A 24,157-nucleotide genomic window follows, 5' to 3' on the forward strand; every position below is an offset into this window, starting at 1 on the left:
GCTCGCTCACAAGTTCCAATGACCGAAGACGATCCCACCGACGAAATCTCCGACATCGAAGATCGCATCGAGCGGCTCGCCGAGATCGCCGAGCGCTGCCGCAAATACATCCTGGCGTCGAAGATCGCGATTGGGGGCGGAGCGGTGCTGCTGTTGGTGACGATCCTCGGTCTGTTCGGCTTCGGTCAGACGGCAGCCCTCGGATCGATTGCACTGGTGCTGGGCGGCATCGTCTCGCTCGGCTCGAATGTCTCGACGCTGCGGCAGACGGACGAAGCCATCAGCGCTGCGGAAGCGCGCCGTGCGGCGCTGATCGGCAGCATCGACCTGCGAGTCGTCGCGGACGCGCCGCTAAAGCTGGTTTGACGCACCGAGCGCCGGCGCGCCTCACGCGGCGGACTTGAGCGTCAGCTCCGAGAGCTCCGCGCGGCATTCGGCGGCGAAGGCTTGCAGCCGATCGGCGGTCTGCCGGTCGAGGATGGCTTTGGCCAGCCGCTCGGCGCGGGCGATCTGTTGCTTGAGATATTCGATGCGGACCATGGGTCACCTTTCGAACTGCTTCCTTGTTGGCGACAGTAGGCCAGGCGCTTGATTGATTATGTGAGACGCATCACGTTTCGCGTGCCTTATCCCCCGCGGCGAAATGCGCCATCTGGTCGGCGTGGGCCTTGAGAAAGGCCGGGCGGCCGGTGGCGCGTGCGGCGTAGGCGCGGCAGGCGGGGCTATCCGCCAAGCCTCCGAAACCATCGACGACGCGCAGCACATCCGACATCAGGATGTCGGCGACGGAAAACGAGCCCGCCAGCCATTCGCGGCTGGCCAGCACCGGCTCGAGATGCTTCAGGCGAAGCTTGAGGAAGTCGTCCACGAACTTCCACGCCTGCGTGTCGGTCGGATGTCCCATGAACTTCGACATGGCCCAGGGCAGGGCGGCCATCTCGACCGAATTGAGCGCTGCGAACACCCATTCCGTCGCCTCGCCACGACCGCGCGGGTCGGCAGGCATCAGCTTCTCGCTGAGCCCGCCGAGATGCAGCAGAATCGCGCCGCTCTCGAAGATCGAGAGGTCGCCATCGGTCAGCCACGGCACCTGGCCGAAGGGCTGGTGCGCGAAATGCGCAGGCCCGCGATCCTCGAACGGCACGCCGGCGACCCGATAGGGCAAGGCGGCTTCTTCGAGGGCCCAGCGCACGCGAAGGTCGCGCACGAAGCCGCGCGGCGCTTCGGGAACCCAATCGAAGGTGGTCAGGGTGAGGTCGGCCATTTGCAGTCTCCGTGTCCTGGTTCGACACAAAGGACGAGCAAAGGGCGCCCATCCCGACAGGGGTGCCGACTTTTTTTGTCGCCGGTGGTTTAACCGGTTAGTCTCGTCGGACATAACAGGAGGAAATCCGATGCCTGCAGCCTTCTTCGTCGTCCGTGCCATTGTCTCCGACGCCAGCAAACGCGCAGCCTTCGACAGATGGTACGAGACCGAACATCTGCCCGACGCGGTGAAGGCCTTTGGCGTGAGCAAGGCGTGGCGGTTCTGGAGCCTCGATGATCCCTCGCTGCACCAGGCGACGTATCAGTTCGATGACGAGGCCAAGCTCGCGGCGATGCTGAAGGGAGACGCGTTGCAAAAACTCGTCGCCGATTTCGACCGCGACTGGCCCGACGTGAAGCGCTCGCGCGAGACGCTGGTGCTCGCGCAGGAGTTTTCGCAGTAGGGCACGCCGAATGTCCGCGTCGCAACGAATCTGAACCCACGATTCAGCCTTGGTTGATTCAGCCTTGGTTCATGTCGTGAGCCCGACAATTCCTCTGCATCACTTGGTTGGTAGCCTAGAGGACATGTCATGGAGCGTCGAAACTTTTTGAAACTCGCATTGGGGCTGACGGCGGGCGCCGCCGTCTTCGCCGCGACCGCGCAGGCCGCGCCGCTGTCGCCGCCGCCGCTCAGTGACCCCGCTCGCACGCCGCAGGGAAATTCCGACGCTCATCCCGCGGTCACCACCAGCGAAGAAGCCGCCAGGCTGACGCCCGAACAGGTTCACTGGCGTGGCCGCCATCGTGGCTGGGGCCATCGTCATTGGCGCCGGCATCGTCGGCGCCGGCACCGCCACCATCACTGGTGAGCGCGCAGTAAACAGCGAATCGGACGGGGATCGCCGCTGGGCGGTCCCCGTTTCGATTCTGGAAGCGCTCCGGTTGGGCATACGAATCGCCGGCGGCAGGCAAAAAAATGGCCGCGCAGGCTTTCGCCGCGCGGCCCTTTCGCGAACGGAAGAGATCAGTACGGGCGGCAGCGGCCGGCGTACCAGTGCAAGCCATAGGGGCACGTGCGCGCGCGGGGCACGACGACGACCGGCGGGGCGACAATCACGGGGGCAGGGCGCACCACGACCGCGCCACGCATCGGGCGGCAGTTTCCATAGGGACCGCGATAGTACCCTCGGCCGCAGCCCTCGGCGGCACTGGCCGCCTCGCTGAAACCGACCACCGAGCTGGCGAGCATGGCGGCGGCTAACAGGTATTTCATTTGATCTTCCTTCTCGTCCTTAGGGGAAGTCTTTGGGTTTGGCGCTTGTGGCGCACAATGAATCAAGAGACACGATTCGATATGTCAAATCTTGCAACACATCGACACGGTGCGATCCAAACCTGCCAATCATGACCTGAATGCGGCATGAACGTTTCCCGCATGCGGCTTTGGACGACAGAAACTGGCGAAGGCGGCCGGGAAAATGCGGCATCAGCTCGCTGTGTTGCTCCGGCGCCTTCAGGAAGCCGACGGGAGCAGTTGACGCGCGCCTTCAGTTCTTTCCGTCGCCGAACAGCGCGGCAAACTGCTTCTCGCCGGTACGGGTGAAGTTCACGACGCGGCTGCCGGGCGTCGCGTCGCGCGCCGCCCATTTCAGTTCGGCGAAGCGCCGCATCATGGCTGCCCCGAGCGTGCCGGCGAGGTGATGCCGCCGCTCGCTCCAGTCGAGGCAGGCCTTGCACACCGGGCGGCGCGGGTGGGTCAGCATGTCGGACGAGATCTGCAGATGTTTGGCGAGGAAGCGCTCGCCCTCGGCCGTCAGCTCGATGTCCTGCTTCTTCTGCCGGATCAGATTCCGCTCGCGCAGGGAATCGAGCATTTGCACACCGAGATCGCCGGCGAGATGGTCGTAGCAGATCCGCGCGCGCCGCAATGCCGGATCCTTTGGCCCGGTGCGCACCCGCATGTGGCCGGTCCGCGCCGCTAGTCCCGCCAGACCTTCGAGCACGCCGGCGACGTCGTCGTCGGTGAGGCGATAGTAGCGGTGGCGGCCCTGCTTCTCCGGCTCGACCAGTCCGCCGGCCTCGAGCTTGGACAGATGCGAGCTCGCAGTCTGCGGCGTGATGCCGGCCTCCTGCGCCAGCTCGCTCGCGGTCAGCGCGCGTCCGTTCATCAGCGCGGTGAGCATGTTGGCGCGGGCGGGGTCGCCGACCAGTGCAGCGACCATGGCGATGTCGGGTCCAGCTTTCATGCTTCGATGGTAGCCGAAGCATTGTGGTCGGGCAAGCGCGTAGCGTGTTGGCACGAACACGTCATTGCGAGCGACGCCAAGCAGTCCAGATGCTTCAGCGGCGACGGTGCTGCTCGCGCTTCTCGCAACCAAAATTCAGGAGCCCATCATGTCCGTCACCGTTTTCATTCGCTACCAGCTCGATCCCTTCAAGCGCGCGCAGTTCGAGGAATATTCCAAACGCTGGCTCACCATCATCCCGAAATGCGGTGGTGACCTGATCGGCTACTTCATGCCGCATGAGGGCACCAACAACATCGCCTTTGGGCTGATTTCCTTCGAGAGCCTGGCGGCGTACGAATCCTATCGCAAACGGCTGCGCGCCGATCTCGACGGCACGGCCAACTTCAACTTTGCGGAGGCCGAGAAATTCATCTTCGCGGAAGAGCGCACCTTCCTGCGCAAAGTGGTATTGTAGGCCAACACGCCGTTTGCAGGAGATGCCCATGATCGCCGTGATTTTCGAGGTCTGGCCCAAGCCCGAACACCGCCAGGATTATTTCGACCTCGCGGCCGACCTGAAGCCGCTGCTGCAAACCATCGACGGCTTCATCTCGGTCGAGCGTTTCGAGAGCCTGACCGAGAAGGGCAAGATCCTTTCGGTGTCATTCTGGCGCGACGAGGCGGCGGTGCAGGCATGGCGCAACACGATGGAGCACCGCCGCACCCAGGCCAAGGGCCGCGCAAAGATCTTCGCCGATTATCATCTGCGCATCGCCAGCGTGATCAGGGATTACAGCATGAACGATCGCGAGCAGGCGCCGAAGGACAGTCGGGCGGTGCACGACGCGCACTAGCGCTGGCGTGAATGCGCGCCTATGTCTTCGCGGCAAATAGGGGAGAGAAACATGCACGTGACAACTGCTGACAAGCGCGCGACCTTCAGGAAGATGCACGAGGGCGGGTGCTTCATCCTGCCCAATCCGGTCGACGTCGGCAGCGCCAAGGCGTTGCAGCATCTCGGGTTCAAGGCACTCGCCTCGTCGAGCGCGGGCTTTGCTTGGACCATCGGCAAGGCCGACAACCACGTCACCGTCGAGGACGTCTGTCAGCATCTTGCAGCATTGAGCTCGGCCGTCGATATTCCTGTCAACGCCGATTTCGAGGGCGGCTTCGCGGTCGAGCCGGACAGGGTCGCGGACAATGTCGAGCGCGGCGTGCGCACCGGCGTTGCCGGTCTGTCGATCGAGGATTCCACCGGCGACAAGGACAGGCCGATTTACGAGCGCACGCTCGCGGTCGAGCGCATCAAGGCCTCGCGCAAGGCGATCGGTGACAGCGGCACGCTGCTGGTCGCCCGCTGCGAAGCCTATTTGTGGGGTGTGACCGATCTCAAGCTGGTCATCGACCGGCTCACCGCATACGCGGACGCGGGGGCGGATTGCCTTTATGCACCGGGCCTGAAGACCCGCGAGGACATCAGCGCTGTGGTGAAGGCTGTCGCACCGAAACCGTTCAACCTGCTGATCGGCGCGTCCGGCCTGTCGCTGCAGGAAGCCGCCGATCTCGGCGTACGCCGGATCAGCGTCGGTGGCTCGCTTGCGCGTGCCGCCTGGGGCGGCTTCATGCGTGCGGCAAAAGAGATGGCGGAGAAGGGCACGTTCACCGAGCTCGGCAGCGGCTATTCCGGCGGCGAGCTCAACAAGATGTTCAGCTAGCAAACGAAGAGCGGCGGGACAATGTCCCGCCGCTCTCACGTCTCAATGCGAAGTCTTACTTCGCGCCTTCAGACGGCGCCGGCGTATCCGGCGCCGGCTTTGCAGCAGGCGTATCCGGGGCAGCCGGCCTGCTCGGCGCAGCGCCCGTGGTCACGCCCGGGCCGGTGTTGGTGCGCGGCGTCACGTCGCGCATGCCGGAAGGCGCGGCCGGATTGGCGGGCTGCGTCTGTGCCGTCTGCGAGGCCGGTGTGTTGCTGGCCTCATTGGTCGTGCTGGTATTGTTCAGGCCGTAGAACACGGCACCCAGCACCAGTGCGATCGCAACGGCGAACAACGCAACCTTGCCGCTGGAGGCGGGGCCTTCGCCAAGCTCGGGGTCGGCCTGAAGGTCGGCATCCCGGCGCGCCGTGCGAAGATACTCATCGTCGGCGAGGTTCGGGCGGTACGGATCGTTGGGAAAACGGTCGTCAGCCATCGATTGGATCTCCTCGGTTAAGACGCCTGGACAACCCGTGGATGCGAGATTCTGTTCCGCGCTCCCTATGCTTTCGTCGCATGTTGCCCTCATGCCGGGAATCGGGAACCTGTGGGGGCAGGGAACCGAATGCGAGTTCCATGGCCGAGACGAAGGGAACTAGCCCAGGGGGTTTAAGCTATGTGGAGCCTGCCGCCGACGGATAGCGTGTTGCATCTTCTGGGATACGTCGCCATCACGGCGGAGGGCATGACCGCGGCGCTGGCCGCCGGCCGGCGCAGCATGGATTATGTCGGCGTTTGTCTTCTCGCCTGCGTCACGGCGCTGGGCGGCGGCACGCTGCGCGATTTGTTTCTCGGTCACTATCCGCTGGTGTGGGTGGCCAACCCGATCTATCTCGCGCTGCCGGGTGGCGCGGCGCTGTTGACCATCCTGATCGCGCGGCTGGTGCATCGGCTGCACCTGGCCTTCATCGTGCTCGATGCCATAGGCCTCGTCGTCTTCACCATGATCGGCTGCAATGTTGGCTGGCAGATGGATGCCTCGCTGCCGATCGTGATCGTCGCCGGCATGGTGACGGGCTGCGCCGGCGGCGTCTTGCGCGACGTGCTCTGCAACGACGTGCCGTTGTTGTTCCGCGCCGAGCTCTACGCCAGCGTCTCGGTGGTCACCGGACTGTTCTACGCGACGGCGTTCGGCCTCAATCTCAATGCCGAGCTCTGGACGATCCTGACCTTCGTGCTCGGTCTCAGCTTCCGCCTGCTCGCTGTGCGCTACAGATGGGAGATGCCGAAATTCGTGTTCACGGGGGATGAGGAGCGGTGACGCTGTCGCGCGCGATTGGCGAATGGCGAATGGCGAATAGATCCGGTCATTCGCTACTCGCTACTCCCCATTGGCGCCTTCCTTCCTCGCCTTCGCCACTTGCGACGGCGTCACCAGCAGGCCGGCATTGCCCCAGGAATTGCGGATGTAGTTCGTCACCGCCGCGATCTCACCATCGGACAGTTGCTTGGCATAGCCCGGCATCTCGCCAGTGTTGGGCGCGCGCGGAGTGGTCACGGTGTGGGCGCCGTCGAGGATGATGCGCAAGGTGGAGGAGGGATTGTTGGATTGCAGCAGCGCGTTGCCCGGTAGTGGCGGATAGATGCGCGGGGCACCTGAGCCGTCGGCTTCATGGCAGGCGATGCAGAGTTTTGCGTAGACGGCCTGGCCGGCCTTCATCTCGGCGTCGCCAGGCGGCGTCACGATCGTTTCGCGCCGTGCCGGCGGCAAGCTCTTCAAGTAGACCGCGATCGCGCGCACATCGGCATCGCTCATCTTCGAGGTCGAGTTGACGACCACCTCCGCCATCGGCCCGCCGGCATGGCTCCGGGCATTGCGTCCGCTCTGCAGATACTCCGTGATGTCAGCCTCGCTCCACGACTTCAGCCCGGTGCGGGCGGCGCCGTCGAGCCTTGGTGCGAACCAGCCGCTCATCTCGTTGCCCGAAAGTGCTTGCGCGCTCTTGTCCGCGCCGAAATAGGTCTTGGGCGTGTGGCAGGCGCCGCAATGACCTAGCCCCGTGACGAGGTAGCCGCCCCTGTTCCAGGCCGCGCTCTTGCTCTGGTCCGGCTCGAACAGGCCGGGCTTGAAATACATCGCGTTCCAGATCCGCATCAGTCCGCGATAGCCGAACGGCCAGCGCAGCTCCGGCGGCTTGTTGCGGGTGACGACCGGCGCGAGCGTGCCGAGATAGGCGCGGATCGCCAGCGTGTCGTCCTTGGTCATCTTCGTGAAGTAGGGGTAGGGAAAGGCCGGGTAATAGTTCGAGCCGTCGGGCGCGATGCCGGTGCGCACCGCGCGCACGAAGTCGGCGTCCGTCCAGGCGCCGATCCCGGTGTCGCGGTCCGGGGTCAGGTTCGGCGCATAGATCGCGCCGAAGGGCGTATCGATGCGCTTGCCGCCCGCGAACGGTTTTGCGGGATCGGCGGTGTGGCAACCTGCGCAGCCGCCGGCCTCGACCAGCGTCTTGCCGTAGGCGATCTGCTCCGGTGATGGCGCGGCGGCGAGGGCCGCATTCGCAACCGCACTGCACAACGCGATCACAGCCAGAATCGTCCGCATCGAAGCCTCTCCCGCGACCAATCGCCGTCATCGCACCATAGCGGCGCATCCATTCATTTCGCCACGGTGGGGGGATGGTGACACAAATTGAAAACGCCCGGCGTATTTCAGGCCACGAAGTTGCGATTTTTACCCGGCGCCGCCTTTGGTCCAGAATTGTGATGCGGAGCGTTAAATATCCGACATAGAGTGGCGCAAATGGTCGGCGCGCCCTAGCTAAAAAAGACGGGCAGGCAACGGCTTAAGCGGCAAGACCTGAACAGGGCGTTGGAAAGAGGACAGCATGGGCATCAACCAGGGTCCGATCAGTCTCGATCAAAAATACACCCAGGAGACCGGACACGTCTTCACCACGGGCATCCAGGCCCTGGTCCGGCTGCCCATGGCCCAGATCCGGCGCGACCGCGCCAGCGGCCTCAACACCGCGGGCTTCATCTCAGGCTATCGCGGCTCGCCGCTCGGCGGCTACGACCAGCAGCTCTTCGCGGCGCGCAAGCATCTCGAACAGTACAACATCAAGTTCCAACCCGGCGTGAACGAGGATCTGGCGGCCACCGCCGTCTGGGGCTCGCAGCAGCTCAACCTCTCGCCCGGTGCCAAATACGACGGTGTGGTCGGCATCTGGTACGGCAAGGGCCCCGGCGTCGACCGCTGCGGCGACGTGTTCCGCCACGGCAATGCCGCGGGCTCGGCCAAGAACGGCGGCGTGCTCTGCCTTGCCGGCGACGACCATGGCGCCAAATCCTCCACCGTCCCGCATCAATCCGACCATGCCTTCATGTCGGCGCTGATGCCGTATCTCTATCCCTCGAGCATCCATGAGATGATCGAGATGGGCCTCTTGGGCATCGCGATGTCGCGCTATTCCGGCTGCTGGGTCGGCATGAAGGTGATCACGGAGACGGTGGAGACCACCGCCGAGATCGACCTCACCGACGAGATGAAGCCCTTCATCATCCCCGCCGATTTCGAGCTGCCGCCCGGCGGCCTTAACCTGCGCTGGCCCGACGACCGCTTCGAGCAGGATCGCCGCCTGCAGGACTACAAGGGCTTTGCCGCGATCGCCTTTGCGCGCGCCAACAAGGTCAACCGGGTCACCATGGATTCGCCGAACGCCCGTTTCGGCATCATGGCATCAGGCAAGAGCTACGAGGACGTGCGGCAGGCGCTGCGCGAGCTCGGGATCACCGAGGAGGTCGCCGCCAAGATCGGCCTCCGTCTCTACAAAATCGGCATGCCCTGGCCGCTGGAGCCGGAAGGCGTGCATGAATTCGCCGTCGGGCTCGAAGAGATCTTCATCGTCGAGGAACGGCGCGAGATCGTCGAGAACCAGGTCAAGCAGGTGCTGTTCAACTGGCGCGACGACGTCCGCCCGCGCATCGTCGGCAAGATGGACGAGCACGACAAGCGCTTCCTGACCTTCGCCGCCGAGCTCAGCGTCGCCTCGCTAGCGACCTCGCTCACCGAGAGACTTCTGAGGCTCAATCTGAACCCCGAGATCGCGGAGATGCTCCGCGTCAAGGCCGACTGGTTCAACGGCCGTCAGGCGACCCAGATGCAGGCGGTCGCCCCCGTGTCCCGAACACCGTATTTCTGCTCCGGCTGTCCCCACAACACCTCCACGAAGGTCCCCGAAGGCAGCCGCGCGCTGGCCGGCATCGGTTGTCACTTCATGGCGCTGTGGATGGACCGCTCGACCGAGACCTTTACGCATATGGGCGGCGAGGGCGTGCCATGGGTCGGCATCGCGCCCTTCACCAACGAGAACCACATTTTTGCGAACCTCGGCGACGGCACCTATTTCCACTCCGGGCTTCTGGCGATCCGGCAAGCAGTCGCCTCCAAGACCAACATCACCTACAAGATCCTCTACAACGACGCCGTCGCCATGACCGGCGGCCAGCGTCATGACGGCGATCTCTCGCCGCAACAGATCACCTTCCAGCTCCACGCCGAAGGCATTCGCGAGATTTATCTGGTCTCGGAGGCGCCCGACGCCTATCCGGCGGACAGCATCGCGCCCGGCGTGAAGCTGTATCATCGCGACGAACTGCAGAACGTCATGAAGATGTGCCGGGAGCATAAGGGCACCTCGGCGATCGTCTTCGTGCAGACCTGCGCCGCGGAAAAGCGCCGCCGCCGCAAGCGCGGCCTGATGGAGGATCCGGCGCGCCGCGTCATGATCAACCCGGCGGTCTGCGAAGGCTGCGGCGACTGCTCCGTGCAGTCGAACTGCATCTCGGTCGAGCCGCTGGAGACCGAATTCGGCCGCAAGCGCGCCATCAATCAGTCCTCCTGCAACAAGGATTATTCCTGCCTCAAGGGTTTCTGCCCGTCCTTCGTCACCGTGGACGGCGGCAAGCCGCGCCACCGCGCGCCGGCTGAGCTCAGCGAGATCGGCGAGCTGCCCGAGCCGGCTTCGCGCCCGACGCTGGACAAGCCCTACAACATCGCGGTCGGCGGAGTCGGCGGCACTGGCGTTCTCACCATCGGCGCGCTGCTCGGCATGGCCGCCCATATCGAGGGCAAGGCCTCGATGATCCTCGATATGTCGGGCCTCGCGCAAAAAGGTGGCGCGGTGCTCAGCCACGTTCGCCTGTCGGACCATCCGGCGGAAGTGACCTGCTCACGGATCGTCACCGGCACGGCCGATCTGGTGCTCGCCGCGGACGAGGTGGTCGCGGTTGCCAAGGACACGATTTCGCTCTGCGATAGCAACCGCACCCACGGCATCATCAACAGCCACGTCATCCCGACCGCCGACTTCGTCCTCAACCGCGATTTCAACTTCCAGACCCGCAAGCTGAACGGATTGCTCGAGACGGCGCTGCACAAGGACTCCGTCTTCTTCGATTTCACCAAGCCGGCCGAGCAGCTGCTCGGCGATGCCATCGCCACCAACATGATGATGATGGGTTACGCCTACCAGAAGGGGCTATTCCCGCTGTCGGCTGAATCGATCGAGCAGGCGATCGAGATCAACGGTGTCTCGATCAAGGTGAACAAGGAGGCCTTCCGCCTCGGCCGCCTCGCGGTGGCAGATCCCCAGCGCCTCGCCGACATGCTGAAGGGAACCGACGAGGTGGTTCCGCCGAAGACGCTGGACGCAATGACGCTCGACGAAGTGATCGAGCATCGCGTCAAGCACCTGATCGCCTATCAAAACGGCCGGCTGGCACGGCGCTATCGCAAGTTGGTCGATCAGGTTCGCGATGCTGCCAAGCAGGGCGGCTATGGCGAGGCTCTGCCGCGCGCGGTCGCGGTGAACTACGCCAAGCTGCTTGCCTACAAGGATGAATACGAAGTTGCACGCCTCTACACCGACGGCGCTTTCGAGCAGCAGCTCCGCGATCAGTTCGAGGGCGACTTCAAGTTCAACTTCAATCTCGCGCCGCCGATTTTGGCGAGCGGCGTCGACGCGCTCGGTCGCCCCAGGAAGCGCGCCTTCGGCCCATGGATGCTGAACGTGTTCCGCGTGCTGGCAAAATTCAAAGTCCTGCGCGGCACCCCGTTCGACATCTTCGGCCGCAGCGCCGACCGCAAGCTCGAGCGCGATCTGATCGCCGGCTACGAGAAGGACGTCTCCACCGTGCTCGGCCTGCTGTCGCCGGTCACGATCGACACCGCAGTCGAACTGCTCTCGCTGCCCGACCGCATCCGCGGCTACGGCCCGGTCAAGGAGAAGGCCGTGAACGACGCCAAGGCCCGCTATGCGCAGCTTGCGGCCGATCTCGCCAATCCGCCGCCCGCGCCAAGGCAGATCGCCGCGGAATAGGGCGGTCTCGTCGTCGGGTGGGCAAAGGCGCAAAGCGCCGTGCCCACCGCCTCGCCAGGATTGCACGGGAACGTGGGCGCACTTCGCTTGCCCACCCTACGACACCATCCCTTGCGTTGCCTGCCGGGCAAAACACCCAATAGGCGGGTCAATCCACCGGGGTAAAAATATTCCACTTTACCGAAATTCGGGATTGTCGTAATTGTTTGCTACCTCATCCCTCTCAGAGGGGCGTATCGCGATCGTCACGAAACGCGGGGTGAGTGGCGGTGGACGCGGGCTGCGTCGCACGAGCAATCGTGCACACGACAGGCGCGGTCGCGCGTACGGCAAAATCGTGTGGTCCTGACGTCCGGGGTCTGTACGTCAAGTCTTGCGGTCATCCGCAAGGCGACGGGGGCAATAGTGCAACGCTCCCCGGGGAGATCACGACATAAGCCGTAAAACCACTGCGCAGGGAAGGCCGGTTGCTTGGCCGCACCTGTATGCCGCTGTGCATCTGTTCTTCGCGCATTCGCGCACAGCGGACCGTGGGTGCCCAGCCGGCACCCGGTCTTCCCTGCGCCCTCTGTTTTCAGAGGGGAGCAAGACGGACGCAAAGCTCGGGCGAGACGCGCCGCGAGGATGCGGGCGTGTGTCTGCTGAAGCGTTGCAGCGTGTCCGGGACACGAGAGCTCGCCACTTGCGCCAACCCGCCATCCTCTCGCCCGACGGAATATTTCCGCGCTTGCCAATCTGCCCACCGCGGTTCAGAAAAACGGGGCAATAAGAAACGCGAGCGGAGACCTCTGTTTTGACCATCAAGGGCAAGGCCTACATTGCCGGGATATTTGAACACCCGACCCGGCATGCGCCGGACAAATCCACAGCGCAGCTCCATGCCGAGGTCGCCAAGGGCGCGATCGAGGATGCCGGGCTCTCCAAGGACGATGTGGACGGCTATTTCTGCGCGGGCGACGCGCCCGGCGGCGCCTGGCCGATGGTCGATTATCTCGGCCTGAACACCAAGAAGCTCCGCCACGTCGATTCCACCGAGACCGGCGGTTGTTCCTACATCATCCATCTCGGCCACGCCGCCGAGGCGATCGCCGCGGGCAAATGCTCGATCGCGCTGATCACGCTCGCCGGCAAGCCGCGCACCGGGGTGATGCCACCGCGCGCAGCCGGCGCCGAGGCCGATTTCGAATCCGCTTACGGCGCGACCACGCACAATGCCTACGGCATGTGTGCCATGCGCCATATGCACGACTACGGCACCACCTCGGAGCAGCTCGCCTGGATCAAGGTCGCGGCCTCGCATCACGCGCAATACAATCCGCATGCGATGCTGAAAGATGTCGTCACCGTCGAGGACGTGCTGAACTCTCCGATGATCTCCGATCCCTTGCATCGCATGGATTGCTGCGTCGTCTCCGACGGCGGCGGCGCGCTGATCGTGACGACGCCGGAGATCGCCAAGAGCCTGAAGAAGCCGCTTGTGCGCTTGATCGGCCACGGCGAAGCCATGAAGGGCCCGCGCGGCGGCAAGGATCTCGATCTCACATACTCCGCCGGCATCTGGTCCGGCCCGCGCGCGTTCGAGGAAGCGGGCATCACGCCGAAAGACATCAAATACGCCTCGATCTATGACAGCTTCACCATCACCGTGTTGATGCAGCTCGAAGACCTCGGCTTCTGCAAGAAGGGCGAGGGCGGCAAGTTCGTTGCCGACGGCAATCTGATCTCGGGCGTCGGCAAGCTGCCGTTCAACACCGACGGCGGCGGCCTCTGCAGCAACCATCCGGTCAATCGCGGCGGCATGACCAAGATCATCGAGGCTGTCAGGCAGCTGCGCGGCGAGGCGCATCCGAAGGTGCAGGTCAAGAATTGCGATCTCGCGATCGCTCACGGCACCGGCGGCCTTCTGGGCGTTCGCCACGCCGCCTCGACCGCCATTCTGGAGCGCGTGTGATGAACGAAGCAAAGAAATACCCGGCACCAGTGACGAACCCCGAGACCGCGGCGTTCTGGGACGCGGCCAAGCAAGGCAAGTTCATGATCAAGCGCTGCACCGCCTGCGGCGAAGCGCATTACTTCCCGCGCTCGATCTGTCCGTTCTGTTACTCCGACAAGACGGTGTGGGAGGAGGCATCGGGCGAGGGCACCATCTACACCTGGAGCCTGATGCGGAAGTCGCCGACCGGCCCCTACGCCATCGGCTATGTCACGCTGAAGGAGGGGCCGTCGGTGCAGACCAACTTCGTCGACTGCGATCTCGAGAAGCTGAAAATCGGCCAGAAGGTGAAGGTGGTGTTCAAGCCGACCGACGGCGCGCCGCTGCCGTTCTTCACGGTGGTGTAGTTCTTACTTCCCTTCTCCCCTTGTGGGAGAAGGTGGCGCGAAGCGCCGGATGAGGGGTATCGCTCCGCGGAGAAAGTTTTCGATGGGGAAGCAACCCCTCACCCAAACGAGTTTGTTGCGGGCAGCATCTAGCCCTCTCCCACAAGAGGAGAGGGCGCATTAACGAGCGCCGCCGCTTGCTGAGACGAATGCCGGGAGGAAACCAGAAGAATGTCCGCCAGATACGAAGAACTGAAATCCCTCAAGAACCTCGGCCAGAAATACGCCTACACCGACCGCGAGGTGATGCTCTACGCCTACGGCATCGGCCTCGGCGCCGATCCCATGGACGAGAAAGAGCTCGCCTTCGTCAACGAGGGCACGCTGACGCCGCGGCCGCTGAAAGTGGTGCCGACATTCGCGTCCGTCGCGGCGTGGGGCTCGGGTCCGGGCGAGATGAATCTCAACCGCGTGATGGTGGTGGACGGCGAGCGTGACATCACCTTCCATCAGCCGCTGCCGGTTGCCGCGAACATCACCGCCGATTCTTCCGTCGTCGAGGTCTACGACAAGGGCAAGGACAAGGGCGTCGTCATCGTTCACCAGACCGTGCTGAAGAACGAGAAGGGCGAGAAGCTGGCAACGCTGGTCGCTTCGCGCTTCGCTCGCGGCGACGGCGGCTTTGGCGGGCCAAGCCTGACCCAGCCCGATCCGCACAAGATTCCCTCGCGCAGCCCCGACAAGACCATCGACATCACCACGCGCCCCGACCAGGCGCTGGTCTACCGCCTCTGCGGCGACCGCAACCCGCTGCACTCCGATCCCGAGTTCGCCAAGAAGGCCGGCTTCCCGCGCCCGATCCTGCACGGCATGTGCACCTACGGCATCACCTGCCGCGGCGTGCTCCAGACCTATGCCGACTACGATGCGAGCGCCTTCCGTCAGCACGTCGCGCGGTTTTCCTCACCGGTCTATCCCGGCGAGACCGTGACCATGGACCTCTGGAAGGACGGCAACGTGATCTCGTTCGAAGCCAAGGTGAAGTCGCGCGGCGTCACCGTGATCAAGAACGGCAAGACGGTGCTGGGTTAGGCTGCTCTCGTGCCCCGGACGCAGCGCAGCGCGTAGCGGTGCGCTGCAGAGCCGGGACACGACAAAGAACAAACAGGGAGAAGCCACCATGGGACTGCTCGACGGCAAGGTTGCGCTGATCACCGGGGCGGGTGGGGGGCTCGGTGAGGCCTATGCGAAGCTGTTCGCGCGAGAAGGTGCCTCGGTCGTGGTCAACGACCTCGGCGGGCCCCGCGACGGCTCCGGCGCCGACACCTCCATGGCGCAGCAGGTCGTGAACGCGATCACGGCCGAGGGCGGCAAGGCGGTCGCCAACGGCGCCGACATCTCCACCATGGAGGGTGGCCAGTCGATATTCGACGACGCCATCAAGCATTTCGGCCGGGCCGACATCCTGGTCAACAATGCCGGCATTTTGCGCGACCAGACCTTTCACAAGGCCTCTGAGGCCGATTGGGACAAGGTCATCAAGGTGCATCTGAAGGGCACCTTTTGCTGCACCATGCCGGTGTTTCGCTGGATGCGGGAGAACGGCGGCGGCGTCATCGTCAACACCTCCTCGACATCGGGTCTGATCGGCAATTTCGGCCAGACCAATTATGGCGCGGCCAAGGGCGGCATCTGGGGCCTATCCAACGTGCTGGCGATCGAGGGCCGCAAATACAACATCCGGATCTGGACGTTGGCGCCGGGCGCGCTGACCCGCATGACCGCAGACCTGCCCCGCTATAAGGAGAACCCGGGGGCGGCGCTGGGGCCGGACGGCATCGCGCCGGCCGTGCTATACATGGTCAGCGATTTGTCGGGCGACCAGACCGGCAAGGTGCTGGGCGTGTCCGGGCCCCGCGGCGTGCGCGAGATGCGGATGATGGAAATGGAAGGCTGGAAACCGCCGCACACGGGCTGGAAGGCCCAGGACATCGCCGATCATGCCAAGGAGATCTTCTTCTCCGAGGAGCAGATCAAGATGGGGGCGCGGCGGTTTTAGGCTGACTTGTCGTTCCGGGCGATGCGAAGCATCGAACCCGGAACCTCGAGATTCCGGGTTCGCGCTTTGCGCGCCCCGGAATGACAACAGAGAGAGACGAAGACCGATGAAACTCACCGCCGACGCCAAGGGCACTTTCGCAATCGCGCCGACGCCGTTCCACGACGACGGCCGGATCGACGAGCGCTCTATCGACCGCCTGACCGATTTCTACGAGGAGGTCGGCTGCGACGGCGTCACCGTGCTCGGCATCCTCGGCGAGGCGCCCAAGCTTGACGCCACTGAAGCCGAGCAGGTGGCGGTGCGCTTCGTCAAGCGCGCCAAGAAAATGCAGGTGATCGTCGGCGTCTCCGCACCGGGCTTTGCCACCATGCGCTCACTGGCGAGGGCCTCGATGGACGCGGGCGCGGCCGGCGTCATGATCGCGCCGCCGCCGTCCCTGCGCACCGACGATCAGATCGTCGGCTATTTCAAGCAGGCGGCGGAAGCGATCGGCCCCGACGTACCCTGGGTGCTGCAGGATTATCCGCTGACGCTCTCGGTGGTGTTCACGCCCGCCGTGATCCGCAAGATCGTCATGGACAATCCGAACTGCGTGATGCTCAAGCACGAGGACTGGCCGGGGCTGGAGAAGATCACGACACTGCGCGGCTTCCAGAAGGACGGTTCGCTCCGTCCGCTCTCGATTCTCTGCGGCAATGGCGGCACGTTCCTGGACTTCGAGATGGAGCGCGGTGCCGACGGCGCCATGACCGGCTACGCCTTCCCGGAGCTTCTGATTGACGTCGTGAACCTTTCCAAGGCCGGCAAGCGCGATGCCGCGCATGACCTGTTCGACGCGCACCTGCCGCTGATCCGCTACGAGCAGCAGCCCGGTGTCGGCCTGAGCATCCGCAAATACGTGCTGCAGAAGCGCGGCATCATCGCCTCCAGCGCCCAGCGCAAGCCGGGCGCGACCATCACGGCGACGGCGAAGGCGGAAGTCGAATATTTGCTGTCGCGCGTCGCCCGGGTCGACAAGCGCGCCAATCTCGGCCCGCAATCCAGCGCCGCGGGTTAGTCGCATGGCCGAGACATCAGCATCACGCCCGGCCTCGACGATCCTCCTGTTGCGCGACGGCGAGAAGGACATCGAAATCTTCATGATGGTTCGCCATCATCAGATCGAGTTCAACTCGGGCGCGCTGGTGTTTCCCGGCGGCAGCGTCGATGCCGGCGACAAGGAGATCGTCGCCCGCACCGATCTGTATTCGGGCGGCGAGGGCTTGAGCGAAGCGGACCGCGGGTTTCGCATCGCCGCGATCCGCGAGACCTTCGAGGAGAGCGGCATCCTGCTGGCGCGATCGAAGGAGACGGGCCTGTCGGTCGATGCCAGGCGTGCGGGCGAGATTGCGGATGCGCATCGCGTCGCGCTCAACGACCACAAGATCAGCTTTCTCAGGATCCTGGCCGACAACGGTCTGGAGCTCGCGCTCGACACGCTCCTGCCTTACGCGCACTGGATCACGCCGGAGGGCATGCCGAAGCGTTTCGACACCTGGTTCTTCCTTGCCGCCGCGCCGCCCGATCAGCTCGGCGCCCATGACGGCCGGGAGTCGACGGATTCGATATGGGTCTCGCCGCGCGAGGCGGTGGAGGGCGGCGAGAGCGGCCGCTTCAAGCTGCCGTTCCCGACCACGCGCAATCTGATCCGGCTGGCGAAGCAGCCAACGGTGCAGGCCGCGATGGAGCATGCCCGGGGCATGTCGATCGTCACGGTGATGCCGGTCATGACCAAGACCGAGACCGGCCGCCAGCTCCGCATCCCCCGCGAGGCCGGCTATGACGGCGAGGTGTTCGAGGTGGGGGCGCTGGGCTAATACACTTCGACGTTCGACGAAGTATCGAGGGCTCGGTCGCGCTAGGTTCCGTCCATCGCGAATGGATGGACGCGCAGGATGGACGTCAGGCAGGATACCAACATCGCCGTCGAGCTGGCGCTCCTCGTCGCGCTCGCAACGCTCTGGGGCGGATCCTACACTTTCATCAAGCTTGGTGTCGCTACCATCCCGCCGATCACGCTGATCGCGGCGCGCACCGCGATCGCGGGCCTCTTGCTGCTGGCCGTCATGTGGGCGCGTGGCATCCGCATGCCGACGGATGCCGCGACCTGGCGACGTTTCGCGTTCCAGGCCGTGCTCAACAGCGTAATTCCCTGGACGCTGATCGCCTGGGGCGAACGCCATGTCGATGCCGCGCTTGCCACCATCCTCAACTCGGCCGGCCCGATCTTCACCTTCCTGCTCACCGCGGTGGTGACCCGTCACGAAGCGACGACCCCTCGAAAATTGTTCGGCGTGGTCGCCGGCATGGCCGGCATCCTGCTGATCGTCGGAGTCGATGCCTTTCACGGCATCGGAAGCGGCCTCGTCGCGGAGGCGGCGATCGTCGCCGCCACCATCTGCTACGCATGTGCCGCGATCTTCGGCCGCAGCTTCAAGGACCTCGATCCCATGGCGCCGGCAGCCGGCTCGCTGCTGGCCGGCGCCGCCGTCCTGATCCCGGCCTCGCTCTTGGTCGAGCAACCCTGGACGCTGGCGCCCTCGCAAAGCTCGGTGCTGGCACTGCTCGCGCTCGCCGTGTTTTCGACGGCCGCGGCCTTTGCGATCTATTTCCGCCTGATCCAGACCCTGGGCTCGGTCGGCACCACGGCGCAGGCCTATCTGCGCGTCCCGATCGGGGTGGCGATCAGCGTCGTCTTCCTCGGCGAGATCTTGAACCAGACCGCCTGGATCGGGCTGGCCTGCGTCGTCCTCGGCGTCGCCGCCATGACGATCCCGGCCGGGCGGCGGGCAAGCGTCAAACCGTCATAGAGGGCGAGAGGGGGTGGGCCAGGAGCACGATATTAACGATATTGCGAGGCGCGAGGCATGTTCCCCCGAGGGCGCAATACGTCGTATATTGGGGCCTCCATTAGCCCGGTCCCCCAAGACATCCTATGTCCGCCGAATTGACGCCGACCCCTGAGAAAAAGCGAACATTCTCGCTCTCCATCGGCCAGCTCACCTTCGGCAGTTTCCTGCTCGTGCTGGCGGTGATCATCGTCACCTCGACCGCGAGCGTGATCGCGATCCGGCACATCGACACGACCTTTGCCGAGCTGCAGCGGCTGCAGAGCGTCGGCGACCTCGCCGAGGACATCGACCGCCGCATGAACGAATTGCGCCTCGCCGCGCGCGATTTCGTCACCGATCCCGGCGCCGGCACCCAGTTCCAACAGGTGGGCGAGGCGGCCTCGACGCTCAGCGACATCCTGAAGAAGACCCGCATCGAGCTCGCACCCGAGCAGCAGGACATGATCGACGGGGTCACCGAGCGCCTCGCGACCTATCGGACGGGCCTCGAGCGGATCTCGACCCTGATCGATCGCCGCGCCCAGCTGCTCGCCGGCCTGCCGCCGCTGCGCGACCAGTTCGATGTGGCCGTCGCCGGAACCGCCGACCGCGAACTGGCCTCGCGCCTGTCGGAGGCGCAGAGCCGCATCGCGACCGGGCTGCTCGCGCGCAACCCCTCCGCGGCGGAGCAGGCCGCGCAGAACATGCGGGCACTGAACATTGGCGATGCCGGGCTGAAGGCGGCAGTGAACGATTATGCCGAGGCCATCATGGCCGTGGCCGTCAGAGAGCGGCAGATCGCCGATATCGACCGCGAGGTGCTGGGAACCGAGGGCCGGCTGATCGGCCGCGTCACCGAGTTGCTGCGCGAAGTCAGTGACCGGCGCGGCCACGTGCTGTCGCGTGACTTTGCCCGTACGCTGACGGAGGCGCGATGGCAGAGCATCGCGCTCGGCACCATCGGGGTCCTGATCGGCATTCTGGCGGCCGGCTTCGTGGTGCGCAGGACGGTCCGTCCGCTTGCCCAGATCGCGCGTTCCATTCGCGCGCTTGCGGCGGGCCGGAAAGACACCTCCATCCCGTCCGCCGACCTCGACAACGAGATCGGCGACATCGCGCGTGCGGCCGAAGTGTTCCGCCGCGCGCTGGAGGAGGCCGACACCGCGCGCGAGGCGGCGGTGCGCGCGCTCACCGAGCAGCGCCTCGCCGAAGAGAGTTACCGGAAACTGTTCGAGGGCTCGATCGACGGCATCTATGTGACGACGCCGGCCGGCGATCTCCTCAATGCCAACCCGGCGCTGGCGCGGATGATGGGTTATGACAGTCCGCAGCAGCTCATCGACAGCATCAACGACATCGCCCACACGATCTACGTCCATCCCGAGGCGCGCGTCGAATACCAGCGGCTCATGACGCGCGACGGCATGGTGCGCGAGTTCGAGTATCAGGTGCGCCAGCGCAGCGGCGACATCCTGTGGCTTTCCGACAGCGCTACCGGCGTGCGGGACGAGCAGGGCAACATCGTCCGCTACGAGGGAACGCTGCGCGACATCACCGACCAGAAGCGGGCGGAAGACGCCATCGCCGAAGGCCGGCGCCTGCTCCAGCAGGTCATCGACACCGTGCCCGCGGTGATCAACGTCAAGGACCGCAATCTGCGCTACGTGCTGATGAACCGCTACATGGCCGGCATCTTCGGCATCGAGCCGGGCGATGCGCTCGGCCGCACCACGGCCGACCTGATGTCGCGCTATGGCGCGGCCAAGTCCGACGAGAGCGACAAGAGGGTGCTCAAGCTCCGCAAAGGCCTCGGCTTCTACGAGGAGGAGTACAAGGACGCCTCCGGCAACATGCGGCAATGGCTGGTCAACAAGCTGCCGCTGCTCGATGCCGAGGGCGAGATCGAGCGGATCGTCACGGTGGCGCTCGACATCGGCGAGCGCAAGCGCGGCGAGCAGGAGATGCGCAAGGCCAAGGAATCCGCCGAGACGGCGCTGCGCAATCTGCGCGAGACGCAGGCCTCGCTGATCGAGGCCGAGAAGCTCGCCGCGCTCGGACGCCTGGTCGCCGGCGTGGCGCACGAGGTCAACAATCCCGTCGGCATCAGCCTCACGGTCGCGTCCGCGCTGGAGCGCAAGACCGCGATGTTCACTGCCGAAGTCGAGCGCGGCGAGCTCCGCCGCTCCACGCTCAACGATTTCCTGAGCACCAGCCGCGACGCATCCTCGCAGCTCGTCTCCAATCTCAACCGCGCCGCCGAGCTGATCCAGTCGTTCAAGCAGGTTGCCGCCGACCGCAACTATTCGGACCAGCGTACTTTCGATCTCGGCGACCTCACCGAGCAGGTGGTGATGAGCTTGCGGCCGGGCCTGCGCAAGCACAACCTGACGCTCAACGTCGAGTGCCAGCCCGATCTCGCCATGAACAGCTATCCGGGTCCGTACGGCCAGGTGCTGACCAATCTGTTTCTCAATTCGGTGGCGCACGCCTTCCCGGACGGCCGGCCAGGGACCATCGACATTCAGGTGCGGGAGTCCGGCAAGGACAATGTCGAGATCATCTTCTCCGACAATGGCTGCGGCATGTCGCTCGACGTTCGCCGCCGCGCCTTCGATCCGTTCTTCACGACGCGGCGCGACCAGGGCGGCACCGGCCTCGGCCTGCACATCGTCTACAGCATCGTCACCAACCGGCTCGGCGGACGGCTCGATCTCGATTCCGAGCCGGGCAGCGGCACGCGCATCCAGATCATCCTGCCGCGCACGGCGCCGCTCGAGCAGGCTGCGGAATAGCTAGTCGGCGTCGGCGAGCTTGTGCAGAGTCGCGCCGAAAATCTGGCTGGCCTTGCCGACCAGCGCCGTGCCCGTCATCTCTCCGCGCGTCTCTGTGAATGTGCCACTGACGCCGATGCCGACCGGGGCAGGGCCGCCGAACAGTGGATTGTCGTTGCCCCGAGGCGAGGTGTGCCGTTGCACCAGCACTTCGCCCTTGAAGGTGCTGTTGTCCTTCACCACGTAGCTGCCGGTGTAATAGAGATAGGCATCGCCGCCAAGAATCTTGCCGTCGCGAAAAAGAATGACGCCGCTGCCCTTGCCGGCTCGACCATCGAGCAGGGTCACATGAATCGAATAGAGACCGTTTTTCATAACGTCCCGCAGGCCGGCCGCCATCGCCCAATGGCGTAACCGGTCCTGCTTTTATGCCAAAGCGCATCCGCTCGCGCAACGCGGCAGTTTGCCGGCCGGCCGCGGGAGGTTGCCGCCGTGAGCCGCACGCTTCCCAGCTTGTGCTTGGATTCTCAAGTGTATTTCTTGTCGCGCTCCAGCAGTTCGATGGAAATGCCTTCGGGACCGCGGATGAAGCAGATGCGCACGCCGGGCCGGATCGTGGTCGGCTCGCGCGTGAAGGTGACGCCCTTGGCCTTGATCTCGGCCGCGACGGCATCGATGTCCTTCACCGTCAACCCGAAATGGTCGAGGCCCTGATGCGGATGCGGAGGCGGCGGGTTGACGTCGCTATCGCCCTCGAGCGGCGCGATGAAGATCCTGGCGCCTCCAAGGTTCACGTCGATCCGTCCCGGCGCATGCACGACCTCGCCGCCGAGGATGTCCCGCAGCCAAGCCGCCGTGGTCTCCGGATCGGGGCTGCGCAGATGGACGTGATCCCAAGTAACGACGAATGGCATTCCAATTCTCCCGACGCGCGATGGCTCGATGTTGCAGCGTATGTTAACGGCCCCGGCCGGCGATCGCCACTGCCCTTGCCGATTCGCAGGGAACCTTAGTTCGTCTTCCGGATTGAAGTAAGCTGTGGCCGAGTCCGTCGGCGCAATCGGTCGTCGAACGTGCTTCCGCCGCCATCGGTACAACCATGAACGCCAGGCTCGACCGGATCGGATTGGGGCGCTTCGCCGGGACCGGCGAGAGATTGGCGCGGGCCGTGACGATGGCCAGCGTCTCATTTGGCCGAAGCCTGCTGTGGCTGTTGGCCGCCATCATCGTCGGCTGCGGCGTCTGGATGCTGCTGCCTCTCTCCAAGGGCAATAGCGCTGAGCAGGTGAAGTCGGAGCTGGCCGCAGTCGAGCCGGCTCCTTCGGGAGATCCGGCGGCAGCGGGCTCGCTGGCGACCGAAGCTCAGGTCCCGGCTATGGCAGACCTCGATCGTCTCAGGATTTCATCGCAAACCTGGCGCCGTGGCGGCCTCGGCTCAAAAGCCCTGGTGACGTTCACGCTGCGAAACGACAATGACTATGCCGTAAACAATGTCGAGATCGTTTGCGCCTTCACGCGCCGCGACGGCAGTCATCTCACGAATCGCAGCCGCGTGCTGGCAGATCCGGTCAGCATGAAGAGCCGCAAGACCTTTGCCCGGATTCCCGTCGGCGTCGTTAACGTGAATGCCGATCAGGCGAAATGCTCGCTGGTTGCGGCACGTCGCGCGTAAGGACTGCATGTTCCGGTAGCGGAAAAGTTACCCTCCCGGGTCCTTGGCAAAAAACCTCGCGTTGCCATTTGAACCGAACGGCCTGGGCCAGGAACCAATCTAGTGATCGCCTGTTGAAGGCGAAGAGCCCACGCGGGGCGGAGCGCGGCCAATGCCAATCTTTCGGTATTTCGTCTTTGTCGGTGGAGCCTTGCTCGCACTGCTGTTCGCTGCGGATTTCGTCTTTCCGGCGGCGCCGGTGGCGCAAGCCGTTGCGACCGCAAGCAACGATCAGCCCCTGATCCGGATCCGGTCCGACCGCCATCTGCCCGAGCGCGTCGTGCTCGACACCACCCAGCCCACGATTGTCCCGCCGGCGGTGAAGACCGCCGCTGTTGCTGCGCCTCAACCGCCAGTGCAGGACAGCGCGTCGGCAGCTCTCGCCGAGATGTCGGCCAAGGCGCGGGTGCGCGAGACATTCGCCCAGTTCACGCCGCCGAAGGCCGATACCGCCGGCTCCAGGAACCCGGAGGTCAAGCCGCAGGCTTCACAAGCTCAGGCGTCTCAGGCCCAAATTGCTCCGGTCCAGGCTAAGCGCAAGGCCGCCAGGGCGTATCAGGCCCCGCAGCCCGGCCGGCCGATGATGCAGGTCGCCCAGCAGCCGCATTTCGGTCTCTTCAACACGACCTGGTGAGAGCGCCCTCCATCCGTCTCCAGGGAGGCGAGGAAGGGCTTTTTATTGGTCAGCCTCTCTGCTAATCCGAACCCGTCCGAACACCGCCCGGAGTGCTGGTTCGTCAGCGGCCGGTCCGGCAGGTTTCGGTTTGCGGCCCGGTAGCCCGGGCCAGGGCGCTCGTAGCTCAGCTGGATAGAGCATCGGATTTCGATTCCGAGGGTCGGAGGTTCGAATCCTTCCGAGCGCGCCAGTCCTTGGCGT

Annotated in this window: 26 protein-coding genes and 1 tRNA gene; 19 read left to right on the forward strand and 8 right to left on the reverse strand. The window is 64.8% G+C overall.

The annotated features are described in order from the left end of the window. Positions 1-18: 18 nt before the first annotated feature. Positions 19-366 (forward strand): hypothetical protein, encoded by a 348-nt coding sequence (locus tag RX330_RS16345; RefSeq protein ID WP_212092181.1) that lies wholly within the window; start codon positions 19-21, stop codon positions 364-366. 21 nt (positions 367-387) lie between these two features. On the opposite strand, the gene RX330_RS16350 is transcribed toward RX330_RS16345, so the two are convergent. Together RX330_RS16350 and RX330_RS16355 are read right to left on the reverse strand one after the other, a co-directional pair. Next, complete coding sequence (locus RX330_RS16350; protein WP_212092180.1) at positions 388-540, reverse strand: hypothetical protein; 153 nt, start codon at positions 538-540, stop codon at positions 388-390. A 70-nt stretch (positions 541-610) separates the two neighbouring features. Next, the gene (locus tag RX330_RS16355) at positions 611-1,264 is read right to left on the reverse strand and encodes a glutathione S-transferase family protein (RefSeq protein WP_317243645.1); all 654 of its coding nucleotides are present in this window, start codon (positions 1,262-1,264) and stop codon (positions 611-613) included. 130 nt (positions 1,265-1,394) lie between these two features. Between RX330_RS16355 and RX330_RS16360 the strand changes: the two genes are divergently transcribed. Continuing rightward, positions 1,395-1,709, forward strand: coding sequence for a hypothetical protein (locus RX330_RS16360; RefSeq protein WP_317243646.1), 315 nt, complete (start codon positions 1,395-1,397; stop codon positions 1,707-1,709). Between the two features lie 129 nt (positions 1,710-1,838). Then, complete coding sequence (locus tag RX330_RS16365) at positions 1,839-2,117, forward strand: twin-arginine translocation signal domain-containing protein (protein WP_317243647.1); 279 nt, start codon at positions 1,839-1,841, stop codon at positions 2,115-2,117. 155 nt (positions 2,118-2,272) lie between these two features. Here RX330_RS16365 and RX330_RS16370 read toward each other — a convergent pair whose 3' ends face one another. Together RX330_RS16370 and RX330_RS16375 are read right to left on the reverse strand one after the other, a co-directional pair. Next, positions 2,273-2,521: a GCG_CRPN prefix-to-repeats domain-containing protein gene (locus RX330_RS16370; protein WP_212092176.1), complete on the reverse strand. Its 249-nt coding sequence runs from the start codon at positions 2,519-2,521 to the stop codon at positions 2,273-2,275. Between the two features lie 274 nt (positions 2,522-2,795). Continuing rightward, on the reverse strand, positions 2,796-3,494 hold the full coding sequence (locus RX330_RS16375) for an ArsR family transcriptional regulator (RefSeq protein WP_317243648.1): 699 nt from the start codon (positions 3,492-3,494) through the stop codon (positions 2,796-2,798). 148 nt (positions 3,495-3,642) lie between these two features. Between RX330_RS16375 and RX330_RS16380 the strand changes: the two genes are divergently transcribed. From RX330_RS16380 to RX330_RS16390, 3 genes are read left to right on the forward strand one after another with little or no spacing between them, the layout of a single operon-like run. After that, positions 3,643-3,951, forward strand: a complete 309-nt coding sequence (locus RX330_RS16380; RefSeq protein ID WP_317243649.1) for an NIPSNAP family protein — start codon at positions 3,643-3,645, stop codon at positions 3,949-3,951. Positions 3,952-3,979: 28 nt separating this feature from the next. Next, positions 3,980-4,330 carry an antibiotic biosynthesis monooxygenase family protein gene (locus tag RX330_RS16385; RefSeq protein WP_212092173.1) on the forward strand — a complete coding sequence of 117 codons (351 nt, stop codon included), beginning with the start codon at positions 3,980-3,982 and terminating at the stop codon, positions 4,328-4,330. Positions 4,331-4,381: 51 nt separating this feature from the next. Continuing rightward, on the forward strand, positions 4,382-5,191 hold the full coding sequence (locus RX330_RS16390; protein WP_317243650.1) for an oxaloacetate decarboxylase: 810 nt from the start codon (positions 4,382-4,384) through the stop codon (positions 5,189-5,191). A gap of 55 nt (positions 5,192-5,246) precedes the next feature. Here RX330_RS16390 and RX330_RS16395 read toward each other — a convergent pair whose 3' ends face one another. Further along, the gene (locus RX330_RS16395; RefSeq protein WP_317243651.1) at positions 5,247-5,666 is read right to left on the reverse strand and encodes a hypothetical protein; all 420 of its coding nucleotides are present in this window, start codon (positions 5,664-5,666) and stop codon (positions 5,247-5,249) included. A gap of 180 nt (positions 5,667-5,846) precedes the next feature. Between RX330_RS16395 and RX330_RS16400 the strand changes: the two genes are divergently transcribed. Beyond that, positions 5,847-6,491 (forward strand): trimeric intracellular cation channel family protein, encoded by a 645-nt coding sequence (locus RX330_RS16400; protein WP_317243652.1) that lies wholly within the window; start codon positions 5,847-5,849, stop codon positions 6,489-6,491. 60 nt (positions 6,492-6,551) lie between these two features. Here the strand turns inward: RX330_RS16400 and RX330_RS16405 are convergent, their stop codons facing one another. Continuing rightward, positions 6,552-7,772 (reverse strand): c-type cytochrome, encoded by a 1,221-nt coding sequence (locus tag RX330_RS16405; protein WP_317243653.1) that lies wholly within the window; start codon positions 7,770-7,772, stop codon positions 6,552-6,554. 283 nt (positions 7,773-8,055) lie between these two features. Here RX330_RS16405 and RX330_RS16410 point away from each other — a divergent pair, with 283 nt between their 5' ends. The 9 genes from RX330_RS16410 (at position 8,056) to RX330_RS16450 (ending at position 21,590) form a co-directional block, all read left to right on the forward strand. Next, positions 8,056-11,547 carry an indolepyruvate ferredoxin oxidoreductase family protein gene (locus RX330_RS16410; RefSeq protein WP_317243654.1) on the forward strand — a complete coding sequence of 1,164 codons (3,492 nt, stop codon included), beginning with the start codon at positions 8,056-8,058 and terminating at the stop codon, positions 11,545-11,547. A 793-nt stretch (positions 11,548-12,340) separates the two neighbouring features. Continuing rightward, positions 12,341-13,498, forward strand: a complete 1,158-nt coding sequence (locus tag RX330_RS16415; protein ID WP_212092167.1) for a thiolase domain-containing protein — start codon at positions 12,341-12,343, stop codon at positions 13,496-13,498. Further along, a complete protein-coding gene (locus RX330_RS16420; protein WP_317243655.1) occupies positions 13,498-13,887 on the forward strand; it encodes a Zn-ribbon domain-containing OB-fold protein in 390 nt (129 codons plus the stop codon). Before RX330_RS16415 ends, RX330_RS16420 begins: the two co-directional genes overlap by 1 nt. A 210-nt stretch (positions 13,888-14,097) precedes the next feature. After that, on the forward strand, positions 14,098-14,958 hold the full coding sequence (locus RX330_RS16425) for a MaoC/PaaZ C-terminal domain-containing protein (RefSeq protein ID WP_212092165.1): 861 nt from the start codon (positions 14,098-14,100) through the stop codon (positions 14,956-14,958). A gap of 88 nt (positions 14,959-15,046) precedes the next feature. Then, a complete protein-coding gene (locus RX330_RS16430) occupies positions 15,047-15,925 on the forward strand; it encodes an SDR family oxidoreductase (protein ID WP_317243656.1) in 879 nt (292 codons plus the stop codon). Between the two features lie 106 nt (positions 15,926-16,031). Beyond that, positions 16,032-16,985, forward strand: a complete 954-nt coding sequence (locus RX330_RS16435) for a dihydrodipicolinate synthase family protein (protein ID WP_317243657.1) — start codon at positions 16,032-16,034, stop codon at positions 16,983-16,985. A gap of 4 nt (positions 16,986-16,989) precedes the next feature. Continuing rightward, entirely contained in the window at positions 16,990-17,784 is a 795-nt protein-coding gene (locus RX330_RS16440; RefSeq protein ID WP_317243658.1) for an NUDIX hydrolase, read from the forward strand. Positions 17,785-17,862: 78 nt separating this feature from the next. Beyond that, positions 17,863-18,777 carry a DMT family transporter gene (locus RX330_RS16445; RefSeq protein ID WP_317243659.1) on the forward strand — a complete coding sequence of 305 codons (915 nt, stop codon included), beginning with the start codon at positions 17,863-17,865 and terminating at the stop codon, positions 18,775-18,777. Positions 18,778-18,902: 125 nt separating this feature from the next. Further along, positions 18,903-21,590, forward strand: a complete 2,688-nt coding sequence (locus RX330_RS16450; protein ID WP_212092160.1) for a PAS domain S-box protein — start codon at positions 18,903-18,905, stop codon at positions 21,588-21,590. On the opposite strand, the gene RX330_RS16455 is transcribed toward RX330_RS16450, so the two are convergent. Beyond that, on the reverse strand, positions 21,591-21,944 hold the full coding sequence (locus RX330_RS16455; protein WP_317243912.1) for a GrlR family regulatory protein: 354 nt from the start codon (positions 21,942-21,944) through the stop codon (positions 21,591-21,593). 152 nt (positions 21,945-22,096) lie between these two features. Then, positions 22,097-22,483, reverse strand: a complete 387-nt coding sequence (locus RX330_RS16460) for a VOC family protein (protein WP_317243660.1) — start codon at positions 22,481-22,483, stop codon at positions 22,097-22,099. 185 nt (positions 22,484-22,668) lie between these two features. On the opposite strand from RX330_RS16460, the gene RX330_RS16465 reads away from it, so the two are divergent. From RX330_RS16465 to RX330_RS16475, 3 genes are all read left to right on the forward strand, one after another. After that, positions 22,669-23,241 carry a hypothetical protein gene (locus RX330_RS16465; protein ID WP_212092158.1) on the forward strand — a complete coding sequence of 191 codons (573 nt, stop codon included), beginning with the start codon at positions 22,669-22,671 and terminating at the stop codon, positions 23,239-23,241. Positions 23,242-23,392: 151 nt separating this feature from the next. Then, on the forward strand, positions 23,393-23,914 hold the full coding sequence (locus tag RX330_RS16470; RefSeq protein WP_317243661.1) for a hypothetical protein: 522 nt from the start codon (positions 23,393-23,395) through the stop codon (positions 23,912-23,914). 155 nt (positions 23,915-24,069) lie between these two features. Beyond that, a tRNA-Arg gene (locus RX330_RS16475) sits at positions 24,070-24,146 on the forward strand. Positions 24,147-24,157: the final 11 nt, after the last annotated feature.

This window comes from Bradyrhizobium sp. NDS-1, assembly GCF_032918005.1.
In the GTDB taxonomy this organism is placed as follows: Bacteria; Pseudomonadota; Alphaproteobacteria; order Rhizobiales; family Xanthobacteraceae; genus Bradyrhizobium; species Bradyrhizobium tunisiense.